General features: G+C 52.5%; 16 protein-coding genes and 1 tRNA gene. 8 read left to right on the forward strand and 9 right to left on the reverse strand.

Translation table 11 applies throughout. From position 1 onward, the window contains the following. Position 1: 1 nt before the first annotated feature. Positions 2 to 1,102: an SO2930 family diheme c-type cytochrome gene (locus tag RIC19_RS14375; RefSeq protein ID WP_350179027.1), complete on the forward strand. Its 1,101-nt coding sequence runs from the start codon at positions 2 to 4 to the stop codon at positions 1,100 to 1,102. 114 nt (positions 1,103 to 1,216) lie between these two features. Here RIC19_RS14375 and RIC19_RS14380 read toward each other — a convergent pair whose 3' ends face one another. Continuing rightward, complete coding sequence (locus tag RIC19_RS14380) at positions 1,217 to 2,023, reverse strand: TIR domain-containing protein (protein ID WP_350179028.1); 807 nt, start codon at positions 2,021 to 2,023, stop codon at positions 1,217 to 1,219. A 197-nt stretch (positions 2,024 to 2,220) separates the two neighbouring features. Next, positions 2,221 to 3,324 (reverse strand): 2Fe-2S iron-sulfur cluster-binding protein, encoded by a 1,104-nt coding sequence (locus RIC19_RS14385; protein ID WP_350179029.1) that lies wholly within the window; start codon positions 3,322 to 3,324, stop codon positions 2,221 to 2,223. Positions 3,325 to 3,521: 197 nt separating this feature from the next. Between RIC19_RS14385 and mtaB the strand changes: the two genes are divergently transcribed. Both mtaB and RIC19_RS14395 read left to right on the forward strand, forming a co-directional pair. Then, positions 3,522 to 4,877, forward strand: a complete 1,356-nt coding sequence (mtaB, locus tag RIC19_RS14390) for a tRNA (N(6)-L-threonylcarbamoyladenosine(37)-C(2))-methylthiotransferase MtaB (RefSeq protein ID WP_350179030.1) — start codon at positions 3,522 to 3,524, stop codon at positions 4,875 to 4,877. Positions 4,878 to 4,919: 42 nt separating this feature from the next. Then, the gene (locus RIC19_RS14395; RefSeq protein ID WP_350179031.1) at positions 4,920 to 6,074 is read left to right on the forward strand and encodes a prolipoprotein diacylglyceryl transferase; all 1,155 of its coding nucleotides are present in this window, start codon (positions 4,920 to 4,922) and stop codon (positions 6,072 to 6,074) included. A gap of 72 nt (positions 6,075 to 6,146) precedes the next feature. On the opposite strand, the gene RIC19_RS14400 is transcribed toward RIC19_RS14395, so the two are convergent. Both RIC19_RS14400 and RIC19_RS14405 read right to left on the reverse strand, forming a co-directional pair. Beyond that, on the reverse strand, positions 6,147 to 7,268 hold the full coding sequence (locus RIC19_RS14400; RefSeq protein WP_350179032.1) for a glycosyltransferase family 4 protein: 1,122 nt from the start codon (positions 7,266 to 7,268) through the stop codon (positions 6,147 to 6,149). Between the two features lie 28 nt (positions 7,269 to 7,296). Then, positions 7,297 to 7,716 carry a LytR/AlgR family response regulator transcription factor gene (locus RIC19_RS14405; RefSeq protein WP_350179033.1) on the reverse strand — a complete coding sequence of 140 codons (420 nt, stop codon included), beginning with the start codon at positions 7,714 to 7,716 and terminating at the stop codon, positions 7,297 to 7,299. A gap of 192 nt (positions 7,717 to 7,908) precedes the next feature. On the opposite strand from RIC19_RS14405, the gene RIC19_RS14410 reads away from it, so the two are divergent. Then, complete coding sequence (locus RIC19_RS14410; protein ID WP_350179034.1) at positions 7,909 to 9,450, forward strand: hypothetical protein; 1,542 nt, start codon at positions 7,909 to 7,911, stop codon at positions 9,448 to 9,450. A gap of 119 nt (positions 9,451 to 9,569) precedes the next feature. On the opposite strand, the gene RIC19_RS14415 is transcribed toward RIC19_RS14410, so the two are convergent. Further along, positions 9,570 to 9,785, reverse strand: a complete 216-nt coding sequence (locus RIC19_RS14415; RefSeq protein WP_350179035.1) for a hypothetical protein — start codon at positions 9,783 to 9,785, stop codon at positions 9,570 to 9,572. Between the two features lie 131 nt (positions 9,786 to 9,916). Next, a complete protein-coding gene (locus RIC19_RS14420) occupies positions 9,917 to 10,393 on the reverse strand; it encodes a regulatory protein RecX (protein ID WP_350179036.1) in 477 nt (158 codons plus the stop codon). Between the two features lie 314 nt (positions 10,394 to 10,707). Between RIC19_RS14420 and RIC19_RS14425 the strand changes: the two genes are divergently transcribed. The 3 genes from RIC19_RS14425 to RIC19_RS14435 all read left to right on the forward strand — a co-directional run bounded on the left by RIC19_RS14425 (position 10,708) and on the right by RIC19_RS14435 (position 12,690). Further along, positions 10,708 to 11,520, forward strand: a complete 813-nt coding sequence (locus RIC19_RS14425) for a mechanosensitive ion channel family protein (protein ID WP_350179037.1) — start codon at positions 10,708 to 10,710, stop codon at positions 11,518 to 11,520. A gap of 162 nt (positions 11,521 to 11,682) precedes the next feature. Then, positions 11,683 to 12,498, forward strand: coding sequence for a mechanosensitive ion channel family protein (locus RIC19_RS14430; RefSeq protein WP_350179038.1), 816 nt, complete (start codon positions 11,683 to 11,685; stop codon positions 12,496 to 12,498). 115 nt (positions 12,499 to 12,613) lie between these two features. After that, positions 12,614 to 12,690, forward strand: a tRNA-Ile gene (locus RIC19_RS14435). 119 nt (positions 12,691 to 12,809) lie between these two features. Here the strand turns inward: RIC19_RS14435 and RIC19_RS14440 are convergent. Together RIC19_RS14440 and RIC19_RS14445 are read right to left on the reverse strand one after the other, a co-directional pair. Then, positions 12,810 to 14,027, reverse strand: coding sequence for a flavin monoamine oxidase family protein (locus tag RIC19_RS14440; RefSeq protein WP_350179039.1), 1,218 nt, complete (start codon positions 14,025 to 14,027; stop codon positions 12,810 to 12,812). Positions 14,028 to 14,271: 244 nt separating this feature from the next. Then, positions 14,272 to 16,500 carry a glycoside hydrolase family 20 protein gene (locus RIC19_RS14445; RefSeq protein ID WP_350179040.1) on the reverse strand — a complete coding sequence of 743 codons (2,229 nt, stop codon included), beginning with the start codon at positions 16,498 to 16,500 and terminating at the stop codon, positions 14,272 to 14,274. A 115-nt stretch (positions 16,501 to 16,615) separates the two neighbouring features. Here RIC19_RS14445 and ddlA point away from each other — a divergent pair, with 115 nt between their 5' ends. Continuing rightward, complete coding sequence (gene ddlA / locus RIC19_RS14450) at positions 16,616 to 17,689, forward strand: D-alanine--D-alanine ligase (RefSeq protein ID WP_350179041.1); 1,074 nt, start codon at positions 16,616 to 16,618, stop codon at positions 17,687 to 17,689. On the opposite strand, the gene RIC19_RS14455 is transcribed toward ddlA, so the two are convergent. Then, positions 17,686 to 18,108: a RidA family protein gene (locus tag RIC19_RS14455; protein WP_350179042.1), complete on the reverse strand. Its 423-nt coding sequence runs from the start codon at positions 18,106 to 18,108 to the stop codon at positions 17,686 to 17,688. The two genes, ddlA and RIC19_RS14455, sit on opposite strands and share 4 nt — an antisense overlap. Between the last annotated feature and the right edge of the window lie 27 nt (positions 18,109 to 18,135).

Raw genomic sequence — 18,135 nt, forward strand, 5'->3', positions numbered from 1 at the left:
GATGAGCATCAAGCGTATTTTGACCTTCTGTATTTTCAGCCTGAGCCTGGCGGTTGTACTATGGCAATGCCGTACCGCACCTGCTGTCGGGCCTGTTCAATTTGACCCGGTCGCTGTGCCCTACCCCGAGTTGTCCGACTATGCCTTTTTCAAGTCGTTAGGAAAGGACGGTGCTGTGCCCAATACCGGCGTGCTGCCCTACGCACCCATCACCTCTCTTTTCACCGACTATGCGCACAAGGCGCGTTATGTTTGGATGCCGGACAGTGTACAAGCTACCGTGAATACGGAGGGGCGGGTGATTTTCCCCGATCATACGGTCCTGATCAAAACTTTCTATTACCCTTCTGATTTTAGACAGCCTGCACACAACCAGGACTTGGTAGAAACCCGCTTGCTGATGAAGCGCCACGGGAAGTGGGATGCCTACACCTACATTTGGAACGAAGCCGATACTGAAGCGGAGCTCAATCTGGTAGGCGGCTTCAAAGACATTGCCTGGACCGATGAGCAGGGCTGGGCGCGCACTGTGGAGTATGCCGTGCCCAACAAAAACCAATGCAAAAGCTGCCACAATCAGGACAAGGTGTTACTCCCTATAGGCCCTAAGGTGCGCAACCTAAATGCACCCTACAGCTATCCGGATGGCACGGTGGACAATCAGGTCGAGCGCTGGCAGGCAACTGGCAAGCTGGCAGCCGGAAATTGGGCGGCACAGTTTGCCCCTCTGCCCGACTGGGACGACCCCGCAACCGGCACAGTAGCTGAGCGGGCCTTGGCTTATCTGGAGATCAACTGCGGGCATTGCCATCATCCTAAGGGGCCGGCGCATACCACCGGCCTTTACCTGGGTACCGACTTTTTGGGGCAGCCCGCTCAGCTGGGCATTTGCAAATCGCCGGTTGCTGCCGGCAAAGGCTCGGGAGGCAGGCAGTTTGGCATTCAGCCCGGTCAGCCCGACCGCTCCATCCTGGTTTACCGTATGGAAGCCGATGACCCGGGGGTAATGATGCCGGAAATTGGACGGGCGGTCCCCCATGAAGAAGGCATCGCCCTGGTCCGCGAGTGGATTGCAGGGCTGGAGGGAGAATGTGGGAAATAGGAAAGCGCTCATACTTGTCCGTACGGGCCCTGGCTGAGAGTTTGTTTGGAGCTTAGGCCCCGGAGAATTGGAGTGCGGATCAACGCTGATCAGTTCCAATATAGATACGCAGCGTTAGGCTTTCTGCTGCCGAACATATTCTACGACTTCCCGCACCCCTTTGGCGACTTCCAGCAGCCCGAGGTCAAGGTCATCGTAAGACGTGACTGGCTTGCCGGAGCGGGGCAGGCCTTGCAGCCCGGCGAAGGGCAGCCCTTCCCCATCTACCGGTTTCAGGGCCACGGGTACCACGATAACGCCCTCTGCGCGTCGCGCCATTGCCTTTTCCACTGCTGATTTCCAGATATGCTCAGAAGCGATGAAGCTTGCGCTAACCAGCAGCAGGACAATATCGGCATCCTCTATCTTATTTTTGGCTTCCTGCCCCCAGTCTTGACCGGCTATGACCTGCTCATCGCTCCACACATCAATGAGGTTGCCCCGCTTAAGGGCAGTCAAGTGGTTATCGAGGCGGTTTTTCAGCTCTTGGTCGGTTTCCGCATAGGACAGGAACAACTTAAGCGGGGCTTCGGCCCTGACCGGCCCGCTCTGCGGAATACTTGGATCCTTGGGATTTTCACCACTCTCATTAGCCACCATGAGCTTAGCGGCTATAAGCAAATTGAGGAATTTGTCCGTCCACTGATTCCGGGCAAGCCGCCCCTCCGAAGCACCGATGATGCCTTTCATCTCCCGCTGTTTGAGGTCGTGCATTTCACTGGTCAGCAAGATGGCACTATGGGTTTCCGAAGCATCGGGGAAGTGAGCATTAAGCAAGGCAGTTAGCCGCTCAGACAACTGGCTGAGCTGACGGTTGTCAGAAGCAGTGGCAATACTATCTCTGAACACATCAATCTGCTTCAGTATGGCGTGGGGATTCATTGGTCAGGTATTTTGGCAAACAGGTCAGGAGAAAATTCAGTATTCATGGACAAGCTTCACAGGAAATGAGCGCGGCGGAAGGAATACCGCCATAATGGCAATCCTTCCAACGATCACACTGGTATTGCTCACAGCATTTCCCGAGGAACCGTCCTTTATACTCCAAAGCTACCAATATCACCCCGAAATGCCAAAGCTTATACGTCGTAGGTGATTTCCACCTCGTCCGTAGTGGGGTGAGCCTGACAAGTAAGGATGAATCCCTCTTGCACCTCATCCTCATCCAGTGCAAAGCAGGCATCCATTTCCACTGCGCCTTTCAGCACCTTAGCCATGCAAGTCGAGCAGGCACCAGACGTACAGGAATAAGGCGGGTCGAGCTTTTCTGCCAGAAGTGTATCCAGGATGGTTTTGCCGGATTTTACGGTTACTTCTACTTCGGAGCCATCGAGATGGACCTTCACTTTGGCACCATCCACACCTTCTGCCTTTGGGGCATCCGTTGCGGTCTGCCCGGTGGTAAAGCGCTCGGTGTGAATGTGCTTGCTGTCAATACCCTGCCCAAGCAACGCCCCTTCCACGGTATCAATCATATCGCCAGGGCCGCAGATGAAGTACTCTGCCGTTTGGCTGCGTTTTTTATACTCCCCCAGGAACCACTGCACCTGCCCGGGGTCAATACGGCCGGTCCGGCCCTCCCATGATGTTTTGCTTTTCTTGAGAAAGCCCAGTGCGCCCCCTGCTTTTTCCCGTTTGGGCTGGCTCAGGAGATGTGCTACATAAAACTGCCCCTCATACTTGCGCTGTAAACCCTCAAGAGCTTCCTTAAAAATAATACACTCCTCATTGCGGTTGCCATACATTAGGTAGACCGTGCTCTGCGGCTCCTCCTCCAAAATGGTTTTGAGAATAGACATCAATGGAGTGATCCCGCTGCCGGCACCAAAAAGGTAGTAGTCCTTCCGCTGATCAGCGTCAAGCTCCGTGTAGAAACGCCCGTCGGCAGGCATAACCGAGATGGTGTCCCCGGCTTTTACCTTTTGGTTGATGTGAGTCGACACTTTCCCGTTTTCCACCTGCTTTACCGTCACAGCCAGGTCTTCTTCTACCGGGCTGCTGCACATCGAGTACGAACGGCGCTCTTCCTGCCCGTTGATGTCAAAACGCAGGGTCAGGTACTGCCCCTGTTTATATTTAAAAGCAGACTGCAGGTCTTCCGGCACCTCAAAAACCAGTGTTACCGCATCTTGTGTTTCGGGGCGTACTTCCCGTACCGGCAGATCATAAAATTGCTTACTCATAATCTCTTCATATTTCATTTTACGGGGCAAAAATAGGCTAAAATTGCCTCATTGCCCAAGCCTGAATTTGAAAGTAGAATTCAGGTAACGCAGTAGAACGGTTGCGGTTCAATCTCACGATTGAAACCTGCTTGACGAACCGGATAAGTATATGTAACTTTGCGGCTCTTTAGCAAACGCATAATCAAGCAGTTAACATGGGCACACCACGCAGCGTCGCTTTTTATACCCTGGGTTGCAAACTCAATTATTCCGAGACCTCCTCGATCGGGCGGCTGTTCGAAGAGGCGGGGTATGCAGAAGTGGGGTTTAAGGATGGCGCGGATATTTACGTGGTCAATACCTGCTCCGTGACTGACTTTGCGGATAAGAAATGCCGGCAGATTGTACGCCGGGCCCTGAAGTACTCGCCAGAGGCCAAAGTGGTGGTGGTGGGCTGTTATGCACAGCTTAAGCCAGAGGAGATTTCCGAAATCGAAGGCGTAGACCTGGTACTGGGCGCAGCGGAGAAGTTCCGTATTCTCGACTATGTGGAGGAGCTCAGCAAGGCGCCCGGCAAAGGCATGGTGCGCGCCGGCGAGGTAAAAGAAGCCAATGAGTTTGTCAATGCCTTTTCCTTTGGCGACCGTACCCGGTCTTTCCTGAAAATACAGGATGGCTGCGACTACAAATGCACCTTCTGCACCATTCCGCTGGCACGGGGCAGCAGCCGTAGCGACACGGTCGAGAGCGTGGTGGCCAACGCACAGCGTATCGCAGAGATGGGGGTAAAGGAAATTGTGCTTACCGGTGTCAACATCGGCGACTTTGGCAATGGAACCGAAGTGATTGAAGGTGTGCGCCCCAAGAAAGAGGCAATGTTCATCGATCTGATCCGCGAACTTGATCAGGTGGAAGGCATCGACCGCTTCCGCATTTCCTCCATCGAGCCCAATTTGTGCACCGATGAGGTCATCGAGTTTGTAGCTCAATCGAAGCGGTTTGTACCGCACTTCCACATGCCTCTGCAGTCGGGCAACAACAAGCAGCTACGGGAGATGCGCCGCCGCTACAAGCGCGAGCTGTACGCCGACCGCGTGGCAAAGATCAAAGCCCTCATGCCGCACTGCTGCATTGGAGTGGACGTAATCGTAGGCTTTCCCGGCGAGACCAAGGAAGACTTTCTGGAGACCTACCGATTCCTGAATGAGCTGGACGTTTCCTACCTGCACGTTTTCACCTACAGCGAGCGCCCGAATACACCGGCTTACGAGCGTACCGACCATGTGGAGATGGAGGAGCGCCGCCAACGCAATAAAATGCTGACCATACTGAGTGAGAAAAAGCGCCGGTACTTCTATGAGCAGTTTGCCGGCACCGCCCGTACCGTTCTCTTTGAACAAAGCAAGGAAGAGGGGCTGATGTCCGGCTTCACCGACAACTACGTACGCGTCAGCCTGCCCCTAAAGGAAGAACGCCTCAACACAATGGCAACGGTGCACCTGCACCACATCAATGAGCAGGGCATTGTGGAGGCGGCATTGGCGGAAGCCAGTGCATCAGTAGCAAATTAAACGACAAAGCCCTACCTTTGGGGCACACCAATTCCGCAACGGATGTACCCCGACCTCTCCTATGTTTTTCATGACCTCTTCGGCACGCCTGCCGACAACTGGCTATCCATTTTCAAGACCTTCGGGCTGCTTTTGGTCCTGGCCATTTTATCGGCTGCGCTGATCCTTTACCATGAGTTGAAGCGCAAGGCACGAGAAGGCCTCTTTGAAGCGGAGCAGGTCAAAATTGAGCTTGGCAAACCGCCCACAGCTGCAGAAATTGCTTCCAATGGTATCTGGGGTTTCATCCTGGGCTTCAAGGGCATTTATGCCTACCAGAACTTTGCTGCACTAAAGGCCGATGCGGCAGAAATACTGCTCTCCTCCGCCGGGAGTTGGAGCGGGGGGCTATTGCTGGGCGTGGCTTTCGCGGCCTACCGGTACTGGAATGGGAACCGGCAGGCTTTGCCCAAACCCAAGCAGGCCATCCGGAAAATCTACCCGCACGACCGGATCAGCGAAATCACCATTATTGCTGCTATTTCGGGGGTAGTAGGTGCCAAAGTTTTTGCCGTCGTTGAAGATATTCCCGCGCTGTTGGCTGACCCCCTGGGCACGCTCCTCTCGGGTGGCGGGCTGGCGATTTACGGCGGGCTGATTTTCGGGTTCCTTTTTGTGGCTTTGTACCTCAGGCGGAAGAACATTCCGATTGTGCATGTTCTGGATGCCGTTGCCCCTGCCCTGATCATTGCCTACGGAGTGGGCCGCCTGGGCTGCCATTTTTCCGGTGATGGCGACTGGGGCATAGTGAACGCAGCAGCGCAGCCCGAGTGGTGGTTCCTGCCCGACTGGCTGTGGTCATACGATTATCCGCATAATGTACTACGGCGGGGCATACCTATTGAAGGCTGCGAAATGATCTACTGCACCCGGCTGCAGCCACCGGTGTACCCCACCCCGGTCTACGAATCGCTAATGGCGTTCACGATTGGAGGGATACTGTTCGGGCTGCGCGGCGTCACCAAAAGCTATCCGGGCATGCTCTTCTTCATCTACCTGATGTTTAACGGGATGGAGCGGTTTTTCATTGAGCAGGTGCGCATTAATGAGGTCTATTCCTTTTTGGGTACGGGCCTGACGCAGGCACAGTTTATCGCGGTGAGCTTGTTCCTGATCGGACTTGGAGGTGCAGTTTGGCTGGGGCGGCGGAAAAGCTAGGCTCCTGCAGCTGCTCATCTTGCCGAAAGGGAAACAAGGCCGGTTTGGTCTGTCGGCAGATCTACCAACAAGCTAAAAAAGCAGTTCCAGGTTTTTGTAAACCACAGAAGCCGTCTGCTCCCAACTGTACTGCCTGCGCTGAACCCGCCCTTTCTCCACCAACCGCTGCCGTAGCTCAGCCGCTCCATCCAACCGTACCAACGCCTGGGCCAGCGCATCGGTATTATGCGGGTCCACAAGCAGAGCAGCGTCTCCGGCCACCTCCAGCATAGAAGATACGCTGGAGGTGATGACCGGCACTTCGGCATGCATCGCCTCCAGTAAGGGCAGCCCAAAACCTTCAAAAAGAGAAGGGTATACGAACCCCTTTGCTGCGCCCAGCAGTTCCGGCAGTGCTTCATCCGGCACAAAGCCCAGCATATCGATATCCTGCTGATAGGCAGAAGCTTCATAGGCTGCTTTTACTGGCCCGGCCTGCCAGGCAAAGCGGCCCGCAATCAGCAATTTGGCGGGGCTCTGCGTTTGTGCCTTAAACGCAGAGAATGCTGCAATTAGCCGGTGGATGTTTTTCCGGGGGTGAATGGAGCCGATGTAGAGGTAGTAGGGTTGACCGGCGCTCCAACGCGCCCGCGCAGCCTGTTTTTCTGTTTCAAGAAGTGGCCGGAACCCTTCCCGGCAGGCATTACCACAAACAGCGATCTGCTCCCCGGGAATATGGTAGCGCTCCTGCACATCCGCTGCGGTATACTCGGAAACGGCCAGCAACCGGCTGGCGTGGGCACAAAAACGAGGCGTATAATAGCGGTAATAGCGATTGACTAAAGCTGGGATATGACCGTCAAAATGCTCGAAAGCCAGGTCGTGCACGGTCATGAGCGCCGGCACTTTCGAGCGCAGGGACAGGTAGCCGTCGGGTGAGAAAAACACATCTGCCCGGTGCTTCCGTAGCGCAACCGGCACTGCCCATTCAAACCACAGGTACCAAAGCAAGGGGTGGCGGGCAGGAGGAGGCAGTACAATACCCTGCGCCTGCCCATCGAATGTAAAAGCGGGGTCGAACGGGCGGTCGAACAGGAACAGATATTCGTGCTCGGGGTGTTCGCGCAGCAGCCGGCGTACCACTTCGTAGGTATACCTGCCGATGCCTTCGATGCGGCCCGGCAGCAGAAATCGGGTATTGATGGCGACTCTCATATAGACCGCCAAAGATAGGAAACCCGATCTACAGACGGGCACCAAAGTGCAACTCTACTGCCGTTGCCAGGTGAGCTTTTTTGCTATTGGAAACGCTGATCTCTCTACCACATTCCATCACCACATATCCGCCTTTGCCCCGCACATAGCGGTCCATACGCTCAATATTGACAGCGAAGGACCGGTGGACCCTAACGAACTGCGGGTACTGCCCCAGCATACTCTCCACGTGGCTCAGGGTTTTGCAGATCAGCTCCTGCGTGCCGTCAATAAAGCGGATGGTGGTATAGTTACCTTCTGCTTTCAGGTAGAGGATAGCGGCTACCGGACGAAAGAGGTAGCCCTCAAGTGTGGGCAGCGCAATTTTTGCCCGGCGTATATTCAAGCTCGTAGCGGGCGTTACCGGGCGTAAGTTGCTGGATTTTGGTGTAAAGCTTACCATTTTCATAGGCCGTTTGTATTAAGTAGCGTTTATGAATGTAAAAATCTAACCTAATATTAGGCGAAGGGAGCTGGCAGCGCAATACGCATTCGGTTTATTGTCAGGTTTCAGAATTTAAAATACCTTTGCCTGGCAGGCAGCCAAAATGGCTTTGCCGGGGTTATATAAGCCCAGTTGTATTGATAAAGGACATAGATTATGCCCAAGACCCCATCGAATAAGCTCTTCCAACTTATCAAGTCCATGTCGGGCTCAGAAAAACGGTACTTCAAAGTCTTTGTCGGCAACACCTCCGGTAAGGATAGCAAATACCTACGCCTTTTCGACGCTATCGAGGCCCGTGAAGATTTTGATGATGAAGCGCTCAAGGAAGCGGTGTATCAGGGCGCACCGGTACAGAGCCGCAAGTACTCAGAGCTCAAAGCCTACCTCTACGACTTGTGCCTGAAGAGCCTGCAGGGCTACGACGAGAAGACTTCAGTAGATTACAAGCTGCGCCACTACATGCAAAGTTTACAGGTCTTGTTTCGTCGCTCCCTGTTTTCCGATTGTCAGGATATTCTGCACAAAGCCCGGAAGGTGGCTTATAAGTACGAGCGCTTCACGGTACTTCTGGACCTTCTGGGCTGGGAAAAACAGCTGGCTTACGCCAAATCGGACATCGACTACCTCAATGAGGCACTGGAGCGCATAGAGACCGAAGAACGCATGCTGCAACAACAGCTCAGCAGTATTTCGGCCTACCGCAATCTGTTCTTCCGGTTGCTCGTCAGCCTGCGTAAAGATGCCTCTCTGGCCGGGCCGGCGTTCCGGAAGCGCCTGGCCGACATCGTAGATACGCCTTTGTTGCAGGAAGCACCGGAGCACGATGCACATCAGGCGCAAATTTACTACTTCCGTACCCTGAGCATTTATCAGCTGGCCACGGGCGACCTGCAGGGCTTCAACCAAAACAGCGAGCAGCTCATAGAGCTGATGGAGTCTAAGCCCCACTTTTTAAAGGAAGATGTTTCTGAATATATTTCTGCGCTGAGCAACCTCATCATGAGCTGTGGGCGGGTAGGCGACTATGAAGCCCTGGAGGTGTACCTGGAAAAACTCAGGCAAGTCCACCCGCTGAGCAAAGACGATGAGCTCAAGATTCACCGGCAGTATTATCAAAATAAGTTTTCGCTCTGCATTGCCAAAGGTGATTTTGCCGAAGGCTTATCAGCTCTGAAAACCCACCTAACAGAACGGCAGGGCTTCGATAATGACCTCTTTGAGACCAACACCTTTTATTATTACTATTTCCATATCTCATTTGGTGCAGGAGCTTACGATGATGCGCTCTCGTACCTCAACGACTGGCTCAACCTGAGCACAACGGTAGAACGGCAGGAGTTACAGGGTACGGCGCGCATTCTCAACCTGATTGTACACTTTGAGCTCGGCAACTACGTGCTGCTCGACTCTCTGATCAGGAGCACCTACCGGTACCTGAAAAAACGGGAGCAGTTGCACGATGTGGAACGGGAAATCATCAGTTTCATTCGCAAAGCGACCGGCTCGCCTTCACGGCACGAGCTAAAGACGGCTTACGAAAACCTCAAAGGCGAGTTTGAGCGGTTGCCACAGGCAGAACGGGCCAAAAGTTTCTTTGTCCGTGCATTTGACCTGATGGCCTGGCTGGAAAGCAAATTGGAAGGGAAGACATATGGAGCGGTTATCAAGCGGAAATTTAGGGAACGCAGCCGGTAAAGCTGTACTCCCTATTCCGCATCAAACAAATCGTAATTTATTGGGGCTGAAACACTTACTCATGCCGGGCTTGAAATCAACAATCCCTTTTATCTCATCCACGAGTAGTGTATCCGGCGCTATCCGCCAAGTTGGCTCAGGGTTGTATTGAGGCTTTTTTCTGACTCATGGCCTTGCCCCATCAAACCGCGTACATCTACGGTTTCCCAAATAAAAGTTCCCTGGAAACCAGCTCCGGTCGGGCTGTATTTATGCCCACCCTTTGCCTTTAGGCATGCCTTTTTGGACAAGCGGGCGGATTCAAATTTCTGAAGAGCATGTTGACGTTTTTTCATGATTTTCCTGTTTTAAATAACCAGAATAACGGGGGTTTGAAATTAACCCGTTTCTATCCAACCTAAATATAAGGCACCCCTCTTACCTTTTTCAAACCAAAAACTATCAAAAGTCAGCATCCTAACATACTCTAAGTGCTATCCGGGTAAATTTCCTTGACAGCCGACCACACCATGGCTGGCTCGTATCCTTTGTTGATCACAAAGTGAGCTACTTTATTCCGGAAAGCCCAGAGGTTGGCAGCATCAGTCCGGTCTCCTTTTTTTTCAACCAGCTCATTTAGCGTTTCGGAATAGGCGGCTTCCTCTATTTCTGACAGGCCTTTTCGGATACAATAATCGGAGATATTCCTTCGGCGCAGTTCTTGTTTGATGCGTACGCGGCCCCATTTTTTCATCCGGAACTTGCCCCTGACGTAGCTACGGGCGAAACGCTCTTCGTTCAGGAAATTCTCTTCGATAAGCGCCACGATAATCTCCTCCCGCCAATCCGGATACACATTCATATCTCTGAGTTGCTGCCGGACCTCCTGATGACAGCGGTCCTGATAGGCACAATAGTGCTGCAATTTCTGTAAGGCTTCCTCCTTTGAATACCACTTTGGCATATCTTTCACATTGCTTTTGCGCCTTTTTTATAATAAGCAAACGTAACTTTCAGCTAAAATTACGTCTGAAAAACCAGGAGTCCTGAATACAGGATCTCTATGGGATTTTACTTTTGGAGCGAACGGCGCCAAATTTTGTTCTGATCGAGGCGCGATACATTCAAGAATGGGAGCAAAGGGGCCCATTCTTAAATCACATAGCCTTAGCTACGTGACCGGTAAGCAACGAAGAGCAGGACGAAATTTGGCAAGAGCAGCCCGAAGTGTAAAACCCCTACAGGCTCTAAAATACTCAAAACAAAACAACAATCAACATGGATCAATTGCTAGACTTCGAATTGCTTGGTACGCTCGTCACCACTTATTTGCCCAAAGTTGGCGGCGCTATTCTGACGCTCGTTATAGGCTTCTGGATTATTGGGAAAATAACAGACATGCTCAAGAAGAGTATGGAGAAGCGGAACTTCGACCCTACCATCCGCCCGTTCCTGTCCTCACTCCTCAGTGTAGGCCTTAAGGTACTGTTGCTGCTCAGCGTAGCCAGTATGTTCGGTATCGAAACCACCTCATTCGTAGCACTGTTTGGTGCGCTCGCCTTTGCTGTAGGTATGGCCTTGCAGGGTAGCCTTGGCCATTTTGCAAGTGGTGTACTCCTGCTGATTTTTAAGCCTTATACCGTCGGTGACCTGGTGGAGATAGGTGGTGGGCAAACCGGAAAAGTCATTGGCATTCAAGTCTTCAATACCGTTTTGCAAACATTAGACAACAAACGCATCATCATCCCAAACAGTGTCGTGACCAGCAATGTGATCACCAATATCTCCGGTCAGGGTGAAATGGGTGTAGATATGACCTTTGGCATCGGCTATGGTGATGACATCGACAAGGCGCGGGAAGCGATCAAGCGCGTTTCCGATGCCTGCCCCTACGTCCTAAGCACGCCTGAGACGCTCATCAAAGTTTCCGGACTGGGGGATAGCTCGGTAAACTTCCTCGTGCGCCCGTGGATCAAAAGTGAACATTACTGGGATACTTATTTTTATATGCATGAGCACGTCAAGAAGGAGTTTGACCGCTCGGGCGTCAGTATTCCATTCCCGCAGATGGACGTACATCTGGACAAGTAAGAGACTGGCCGAGTCTCAGCGTAGTACGTTACAGGCAGGCTAGGCCACGCAGGGCTGGAAACCGGGAAATGATTTTCAGCCCTGTATTTTGTAGAAAATCATTTTTTTACCTATCCTTCGCAGCAAATCTCACTATTAACAATCTAAAAAATTTATCAAGTCATGGATTTGAACTCAATTCTTGAACAAGCCCAAGGTCTCATTGCACAGTATGCGATGCAGTTTATTGGAGCTATTTTAACCCTGATCATTGGTTTTTGGGTCATTGGCCGCGTTACCAAGCTGATCAAAAAAGCCATGGACAAGTACGTGGACGAAGAGTCTGTCCGTGATTTTCTGGGCTCATTGGTAAGCATTGGCCTGAAGGTATTGCTATTACTCAGTGTGGCTTCTATGTTCGGTATTGAGGTGACATCGTTTGTCGCTATTTTCAGTGCATTAGCCTTTGCGGTTGGACTGGCGCTACAGGGCAATCTGGCCAACTTTGCCAGTGGTGTGCTCATTTTAATCTTCAAGTTTTTTAAAGTCAACGACTTTATAGAAGTGAATGGCCATGCCGGGACGGTGACCGATATCTTCATTTTCCATACCGTATTGGTTGCACTTGACAACCGCCTGATCATCATCCCGAACGGGCAAATTACCAGCAACGCCATTCAGAACTACACGGCACAGGGCATCCGTCGGCATGACCTTACCGTTGGCATCGGATACGACGATGATATCGACAAAGCAAAGGCGCTGATTGAAGAGATCGTCAAAGGCCTCCCCAATATTGAGCTGGAGGCAGGCTATGACATCTTTGTAAAAGAACTGGCCGACAGCTCCGTCAATTTTGCAGTCCGCTTTATGGCGAAAAACGAAAACTTCTGGCCAGCTTATAAGGTCTTCTTTGAGCGCATCAAGAAGGAGTTTGACGCCAATGGCATCGGCATTCCTTACCCTCAAATGGATATACATTTGGACAAGGGCGAATAAGCAACATCACAGGGGGCTGTAGAAGCATTTAACTTTTACAGCCCTCTATTTTCAGTCAACTCTTGCCTGACAACCTTAGAATACTTATTTTTGCGCTGCATTTATGCAATGCTCTGGTCCCATAGCTCAGCTGGTTAGAGCAACTGACTCATAATCAGTAGGTCCTTGGTTCGAGCCCAAGTGGGACCACCAAAAGCCCCGGCAAATGCCAGGGCTTTTTTGGTTTTACGCAGGGAGGAAAGTGTACCGGTGCACCGGGACAAACCGATTACTAAAGTCCCAACACGCTCTTACAACGCCCCCCTCAGAATCTATTGCCCTGCCGCCAACATGCGGGACATCGCCTCGAATGCCGATTCGCAAGCACCGTGCACCGTCGCCTGATGATCGATAGAGAGGGCTTCGCCGGCAAAGAACAGCCGATCTGCTACTGGTTCCTGAATGGCCTCCACCACGCGCCACTGCTTCTCTTCAAAATCGTAAGAATAAGCCCCCTGAATATAAGGTTCTGCAGACCAGTTCTGAATGATGTGCTTTACATAACCAGCCGAAGCCTGACCGCTGAATATCTCATCGAGCTCGTTCAGAAATTCCCCGATAATGGCTGATTCTGTACCAAGCTGCGTATAGGCTGCCGCTGCTTCATTAATCGCAAATAGCCCCAAAATATTCTTATCAGAATCCTTACCGAATGCTGCATCGTAAACAAACTTCTCTTCCTTCCGAAAGGCTTTCAGGATAGGGCCAAAGGAGAGCATATCGGGATAAAACCGGCTTTGAAACTCCACAAAAATCTTAATGCCATCGCCAACAGCAACCTGGTTAATGGCTTTAGTTTTAGATACAGGCAAAGGCGGGACAAACGAGATGAGCTCATTTTGCAGGATTTTGACCGGTACGGTGAACAGTACTTTATCAGCCTCAAAAATGCGGCCGTCTGTTGTTTTTAGCTGCACCCTGTCAGAAGAATAGTCTACTTCTGAAATGGGGGTATTGAGAGTGATACGGCTTTCAATACCCGGTACGATATATGCCTCGAAAAAGCCAAACCAAGTGGTGTGCTTGAATTTCCATTCGGAATACAACTTACTGATGTAGTTATGGTTCCTGAGCCTTCCGTTGTTCCAGGTCTGTGTGGTCTTCGGGCTGTACGCAATGAAATCAATTTTCGTATCCATATCCATGCCCGGGCTGTTGAGGATATCCGATAAAATATCCGGATGGGTGTGGATCCATTCTGCGCCCAGGTCAATGGGGAAATCAGCGAAGCCGACTGCTTTTTTCATCCTCCCGCCCCAAACCGGTGCAGCTTCGATGATTTCAAAATCAATACCAGAGCGTTGCAGCAGGTGCCCGGCAGCAAGACCGGCAGCGCCAGCTCCCACTACAAGGACTTTACCCTGAAAGCCCATTGGAAGAACCGGGAATTCCAAGTCGTAGCGGTTGCATGATTCCAGTAAAAAGGACGAAAACAAGGGCAGCCCCATACTGGCTTTCAGGGCTTTTTCGATAAATGCTTTGCGGGTCATAGCCGTAGGTTAAGATTTTGGGTTCGTCATTAAGAGCGTGTTGGGAGTCCCCCCTGCTTGAAGCAGCGCTTTCCTTTCTACGCTGCAAGTCTGCAAGATAGCTTTTGCAGACTTGTATTGCAGGATAAAGACAGGCAAAAAACCTATGCGTAGTTGGTAACAGCTCATGTTTCCCACCATACTGGCCCAATGCATCAAGGCCCGTATTTCACCTCTTAAAAATACAACTAGGAAAAGCGCGGAGCTACCGCACCACCACCTCATCCAAAAAAAACCAGGCCGGATAGCCTACGCCGTAGTGCCAGGCCGGGCAGGTTTTAACCCCCTCTACCGATACACGGATGTAACGGGCTTGAACCGCCTCCGTTTGCTCCGTCTTAACGCCCACAAACTTCACCTCCCGGGAGCGGTCTTCCGGCAGTAGCTCTTTGCCGAAAGGCTTATAGTTTTTTCCATCTGCTGACACCTCATAGGTGACGCTTTTGGGCAACAGAATCCAGGCGCCAAGTTGATGCAGGAAATCAGTTTCCACCGACTTTACGGGCTGTACCCTACCGAGGTCAATGACGAAGCTGCCGTCTTTACCTTCCCAGCCGATCCAGCTGTCGCCAAAGGTGGTACCGCCGTAAAGCTCGTCGGTAAGGGCAGCAGCTGCGCCATCGAGGTAACCGGGGGACGGCGGCTCCTGCCAGGTCACTTTTGCACCAGCAGCCCGATTGCCTTCGGGCTTGCGGAGGTAACGCTCGCGGTAGAGCCGGCAGTAGTCTGCGGGAGCATTGTTGCGCTCGTTCAGGGTTTCCACCCCATAGCGGGCTGTCCGGGCGGCAAAGGTGTCGAGCATGATGTTCAGTTGTGCAGGATCGCGCTCAGGAAGGGTACGGGCAATTTCCAGCTCGGCGTACTGCAGGGGCAGGCGCGAGCGGCGTACGCGGCGCAATCGTTCAGGCTCATCCGCCACGGCCGCTTCTGCCCGGTCAAATAATTCGTTGTAGCGGGCGCGGAGTCGGGCACGCAGCATGCCTGATTTGTGCGAAACCGGCGTATCATAAATCCACAGCGGGATATCACCCGCGAAAAGGGCGGCTTCCAGCATCTTCTGGTATTGGTATAAATGGGGCGCCGCGGCACCGTAGTACCCTTCCATAAACTCAAGCATCAGTTCGTCGGCATTCTGATAGGGGTCCCAAAGCAGGCGGGAAAGCATATAGGCGCGTAATTCTGAAAAGTCTTCGCCCCGCTTTCCACCTACTTGTGCAAAGTGCATACGCACGTTGTGCTGATGGAAAAGCGCCATGTTGGGTTGCAGCACATGGAAGTTTGGAAAAGGGGCCACCAGGTTATCGAAATTGATGCCGTAGTCCCATACAAAGATATTATCCGAGATAGCGGCCCAGCCTTTAAGTGCTTTCACGAAATCCTGCCCGGTAGCGTTATCAGTAAGTGGTACTTCTCGTTTGGCGTCAATGCTACAGAGCATAATGTTGACATTCGGGCGAGGCTTCAAATGCTTCGGCGGATGCATGCTGTACAGGTAGGCTAGCGTAGAAATCATTTTGTCCGGAAACCGGTCCGCCAGTTGATTGACGAAGTGGATGAGCGTACCGCTGGGGCTGCCCTCCCGCTCGTCTATCGCGGCACAATTATCACAAGTGCAGTACGTAAAGTTGCCATCGTTCTGACTGACCGAAATAATATCCTGCTCCGGGTGTACTTTAAAAATCGAGTCCAGCTGTTGCGTTGTACGCTCCAGCACCTCCTCATTTGTCAGGCACCACTGACTGGCTTTTCCGGGCTGCCGCTTGCCTTTGATCAGGGAGTAATACTCCGGGTGGCTTTCGCCAAATTGAGCCGAGGGCAGGAGCCGGTCGAAGGTATGTACCCACAAGTTGCCCGCAAAGGCTTCTTTCGGTGCTTCCAGGCGGAACCACAGTTTATAAACAGGGTCCTCCAGGCCATAGCTGAAGGTTTGGCGGTAGGCGAATGCGGGGTGGTCTTCCAGGCTAAGCGCAGGTAAGGTGATATCCGTCTGGCGGGGCAGCGTGTAAGTGTCTTTGGCGTAGTAATCCATGCCCAGGAAATCGTCCAGCAGGGTGACTACGGCATACACACTGCCTTGGCCTCCACCACTGAGCAGGCGCAGGTAGCCATCTTGGGTATGAATCAGAAAGCCATCCTCCACCAGGCTATCCGCAACCGCCGGAAGGTCAGGCCAGGTGCCGAGCTGAAAGCTCCCAATCAGCGCATCACCGGGCTGGGGGCGGGCAGACCTGAAATCCCGGACGGGCAGTACTGCGCCGCTCATTTCGCCAATAAAGCGTTGCAATACGGCAGCTGCCATACTGTCGGCAGCTACTTCTTTATCAATGAGGATACGCCCCAGAGGTTGCCCGTTTTTGACCAAACTAAGCTGGGCGTTGCTTCCAACCGGGCACAAACAGGCGACCACCCAACAAAAGAAAAGAAATTTGTGCATGATTAATTTTTTGAATGCTTGTACGATTCCGGAGTTTTTGAAACTGCTCGAAGAATAAACTTACAATTTTTAGCGCACAACTGCGGGTTGTCCTATATTGGCTCCTTAAATCCACATGCCTGTGAAGACTATTGCTGTCATCTGCGGGGGCAAATCCCCGGAACACGAAATTTCGGTCCGTTCTGCCAAAAATATTCTGGCCGCTATCCGGCGAGACCGGTTCCAAGTGCTGCTCATTGGTATAGACCGGTCGGGGTGCTGGCGCCTACAGGAAGAGGCGGGCCTTGGGCGGTTCATAGCCGAAAGCGGGCCGGAGCTGGCTATTATTCCGGGCCGGGCCGAAGGGCAGCTCATCCGCCTTGATAATCAGCAGCCCATTGCGCAGCCCGATGCCGCCTTCATGATCGTGCATGGCCCCACCGGCGAAGATGGCGTACTGCAAGGTTTGCTCCGCACGATCGACCTCCCCTTCGTGGGGCCCGACGTACTGGGGTCGGCTGTTTCCATGGACAAGGATGTGGCCAAGCGGTTGCTGCGGCAAGCGGGCGTGAAAGTAGCGCAGGATATCGTACTCCATAGCTCCACTGCGGCATCGTGGTCTTACGAGCAGGTCAAGGCAAAGCTCGGCAGTCCGGTATTCGTCAAGCCTGCCAATATGGGCTCCTCGGTGGGCGTGCATAAAGTCAGCCGGGCCGATCAGTTTGAGGCTGCCATAACGGATGCCTTCTCCTATGACCGCAAGGTATTAATCGAAGAAATGATTGAAGGCAGAGAGGTGGAATGCGCCGTGCTGGGCAATGAGCGCCCGGAAGCCACTGAGGTGGGCGAAATTGTCACGCAGGAAGAGTATTCATTTGATGCCAAATACGAAAACCCGGATACGGCCAAACTGCTCATCCCTACCAAAGTCAAACCCGAAGAACTGCCCCGCCTGCAGGCCATTGCATTAAAGGCTTTCCGGACGCTGGAGTGTGAAGTGATGGCCCGGGTCGATATGTTCCTGACCCCCGAAGGCGATATTTATGTCAATGAAGTGAACACCCTGCCCGGCTTTACAGATATCAGCATGTACCCTCAGCTGTGGGTGGCAGCGGGGCTGAGTTATCCGGAACTGATCGAACGGCTGATCGAACTTGCCGTACAAAGGCATCAGGCGCGCAAAGCATTAAAGACCAGTTTTAGGGACTAATCCCCAACGGCCGCTATGCACTTCAGCTCAATAGCAATAGGCGTTGGCAGGCTATCGATACCTACTGTAGTCCGGCAAGGCTGATGGTCCTTGAAGTATTCCGCATACACGCGGTTGTAGGTATGGAAATCCCGCTTCATATCGGTGAGGAAAACGGTCACGTCTATCAGGTCTTCCCATTTGGCACCGCTGTCGGCTAATACTCGCCGTACGTTCTGGAAGACCGCATGGCACTGTGCCTCAAAATCGAAGCTCGTGTAGTTGCCGCTGCCAGACTGTTCCAGACCGGGCACGCCGTCCGTTTTCGGGTCCCGGGGGCCAATGCCGGAGAGGAAGAGCAAATTGCCGGCCCGGCGGGCATGCGGGTAAAGCCCAACGGGTTTGGGCGCACTATTGGCATCAAATTTTTCGGAAGCCATATCTTATCATTTATAGCACGAACAGAT

The organism is Phaeodactylibacter sp. (assembly GCF_040219495.1).
Lineage (GTDB): Bacteria > Bacteroidota > Bacteroidia > Chitinophagales > Saprospiraceae > Phaeodactylibacter.

Bases quoted from the DNA above. Each gene is read 5' to 3' on its own strand.
- RIC19_RS14375 (WP_350179027.1), top strand. From the start codon at position 2: ATGAGCATCAAGCGTATTTTGACCTTCTGTATTTTCAGCCTGAGCCTG.
- RIC19_RS14380 (WP_350179028.1), bottom strand. From the start codon at position 2,023: ATGAATCCCCACGCCATACTGAAGCAGATTGATGTGTTCAGAGATAGT.
- RIC19_RS14385 (WP_350179029.1), bottom strand. From the start codon at position 3,324: ATGAGTAAGCAATTTTATGATCTGCCGGTACGGGAAGTACGCCCCGAA.
- mtaB (WP_350179030.1), top strand. From the start codon at position 3,522: ATGGGCACACCACGCAGCGTCGCTTTTTATACCCTGGGTTGCAAACTC.
- RIC19_RS14395 (WP_350179031.1), top strand. From the start codon at position 4,920: ATGTACCCCGACCTCTCCTATGTTTTTCATGACCTCTTCGGCACGCCT.
- RIC19_RS14400 (WP_350179032.1), bottom strand. From the start codon at position 7,268: ATGAGAGTCGCCATCAATACCCGATTTCTGCTGCCGGGCCGCATCGAA.
- RIC19_RS14405 (WP_350179033.1), bottom strand. From the start codon at position 7,716: ATGAAAATGGTAAGCTTTACACCAAAATCCAGCAACTTACGCCCGGTA.
- RIC19_RS14410 (WP_350179034.1), top strand. From the start codon at position 7,909: ATGCCCAAGACCCCATCGAATAAGCTCTTCCAACTTATCAAGTCCATG.
- RIC19_RS14415 (WP_350179035.1), bottom strand. From the start codon at position 9,785: ATGAAAAAACGTCAACATGCTCTTCAGAAATTTGAATCCGCCCGCTTG.
- RIC19_RS14420 (WP_350179036.1), bottom strand. From the start codon at position 10,393: ATGCCAAAGTGGTATTCAAAGGAGGAAGCCTTACAGAAATTGCAGCAC.
- RIC19_RS14425 (WP_350179037.1), top strand. From the start codon at position 10,708: ATGGATCAATTGCTAGACTTCGAATTGCTTGGTACGCTCGTCACCACT.
- RIC19_RS14430 (WP_350179038.1), top strand. From the start codon at position 11,683: ATGGATTTGAACTCAATTCTTGAACAAGCCCAAGGTCTCATTGCACAG.
- RIC19_RS14440 (WP_350179039.1), bottom strand. From the start codon at position 14,027: ATGACCCGCAAAGCATTTATCGAAAAAGCCCTGAAAGCCAGTATGGGG.
- RIC19_RS14445 (WP_350179040.1), bottom strand. From the start codon at position 16,500: ATGCACAAATTTCTTTTCTTTTGTTGGGTGGTCGCCTGTTTGTGCCCG.
- ddlA (WP_350179041.1), top strand. From the start codon at position 16,616: ATGCCTGTGAAGACTATTGCTGTCATCTGCGGGGGCAAATCCCCGGAA.
- RIC19_RS14455 (WP_350179042.1), bottom strand. From the start codon at position 18,108: ATGGCTTCCGAAAAATTTGATGCCAATAGTGCGCCCAAACCCGTTGGG.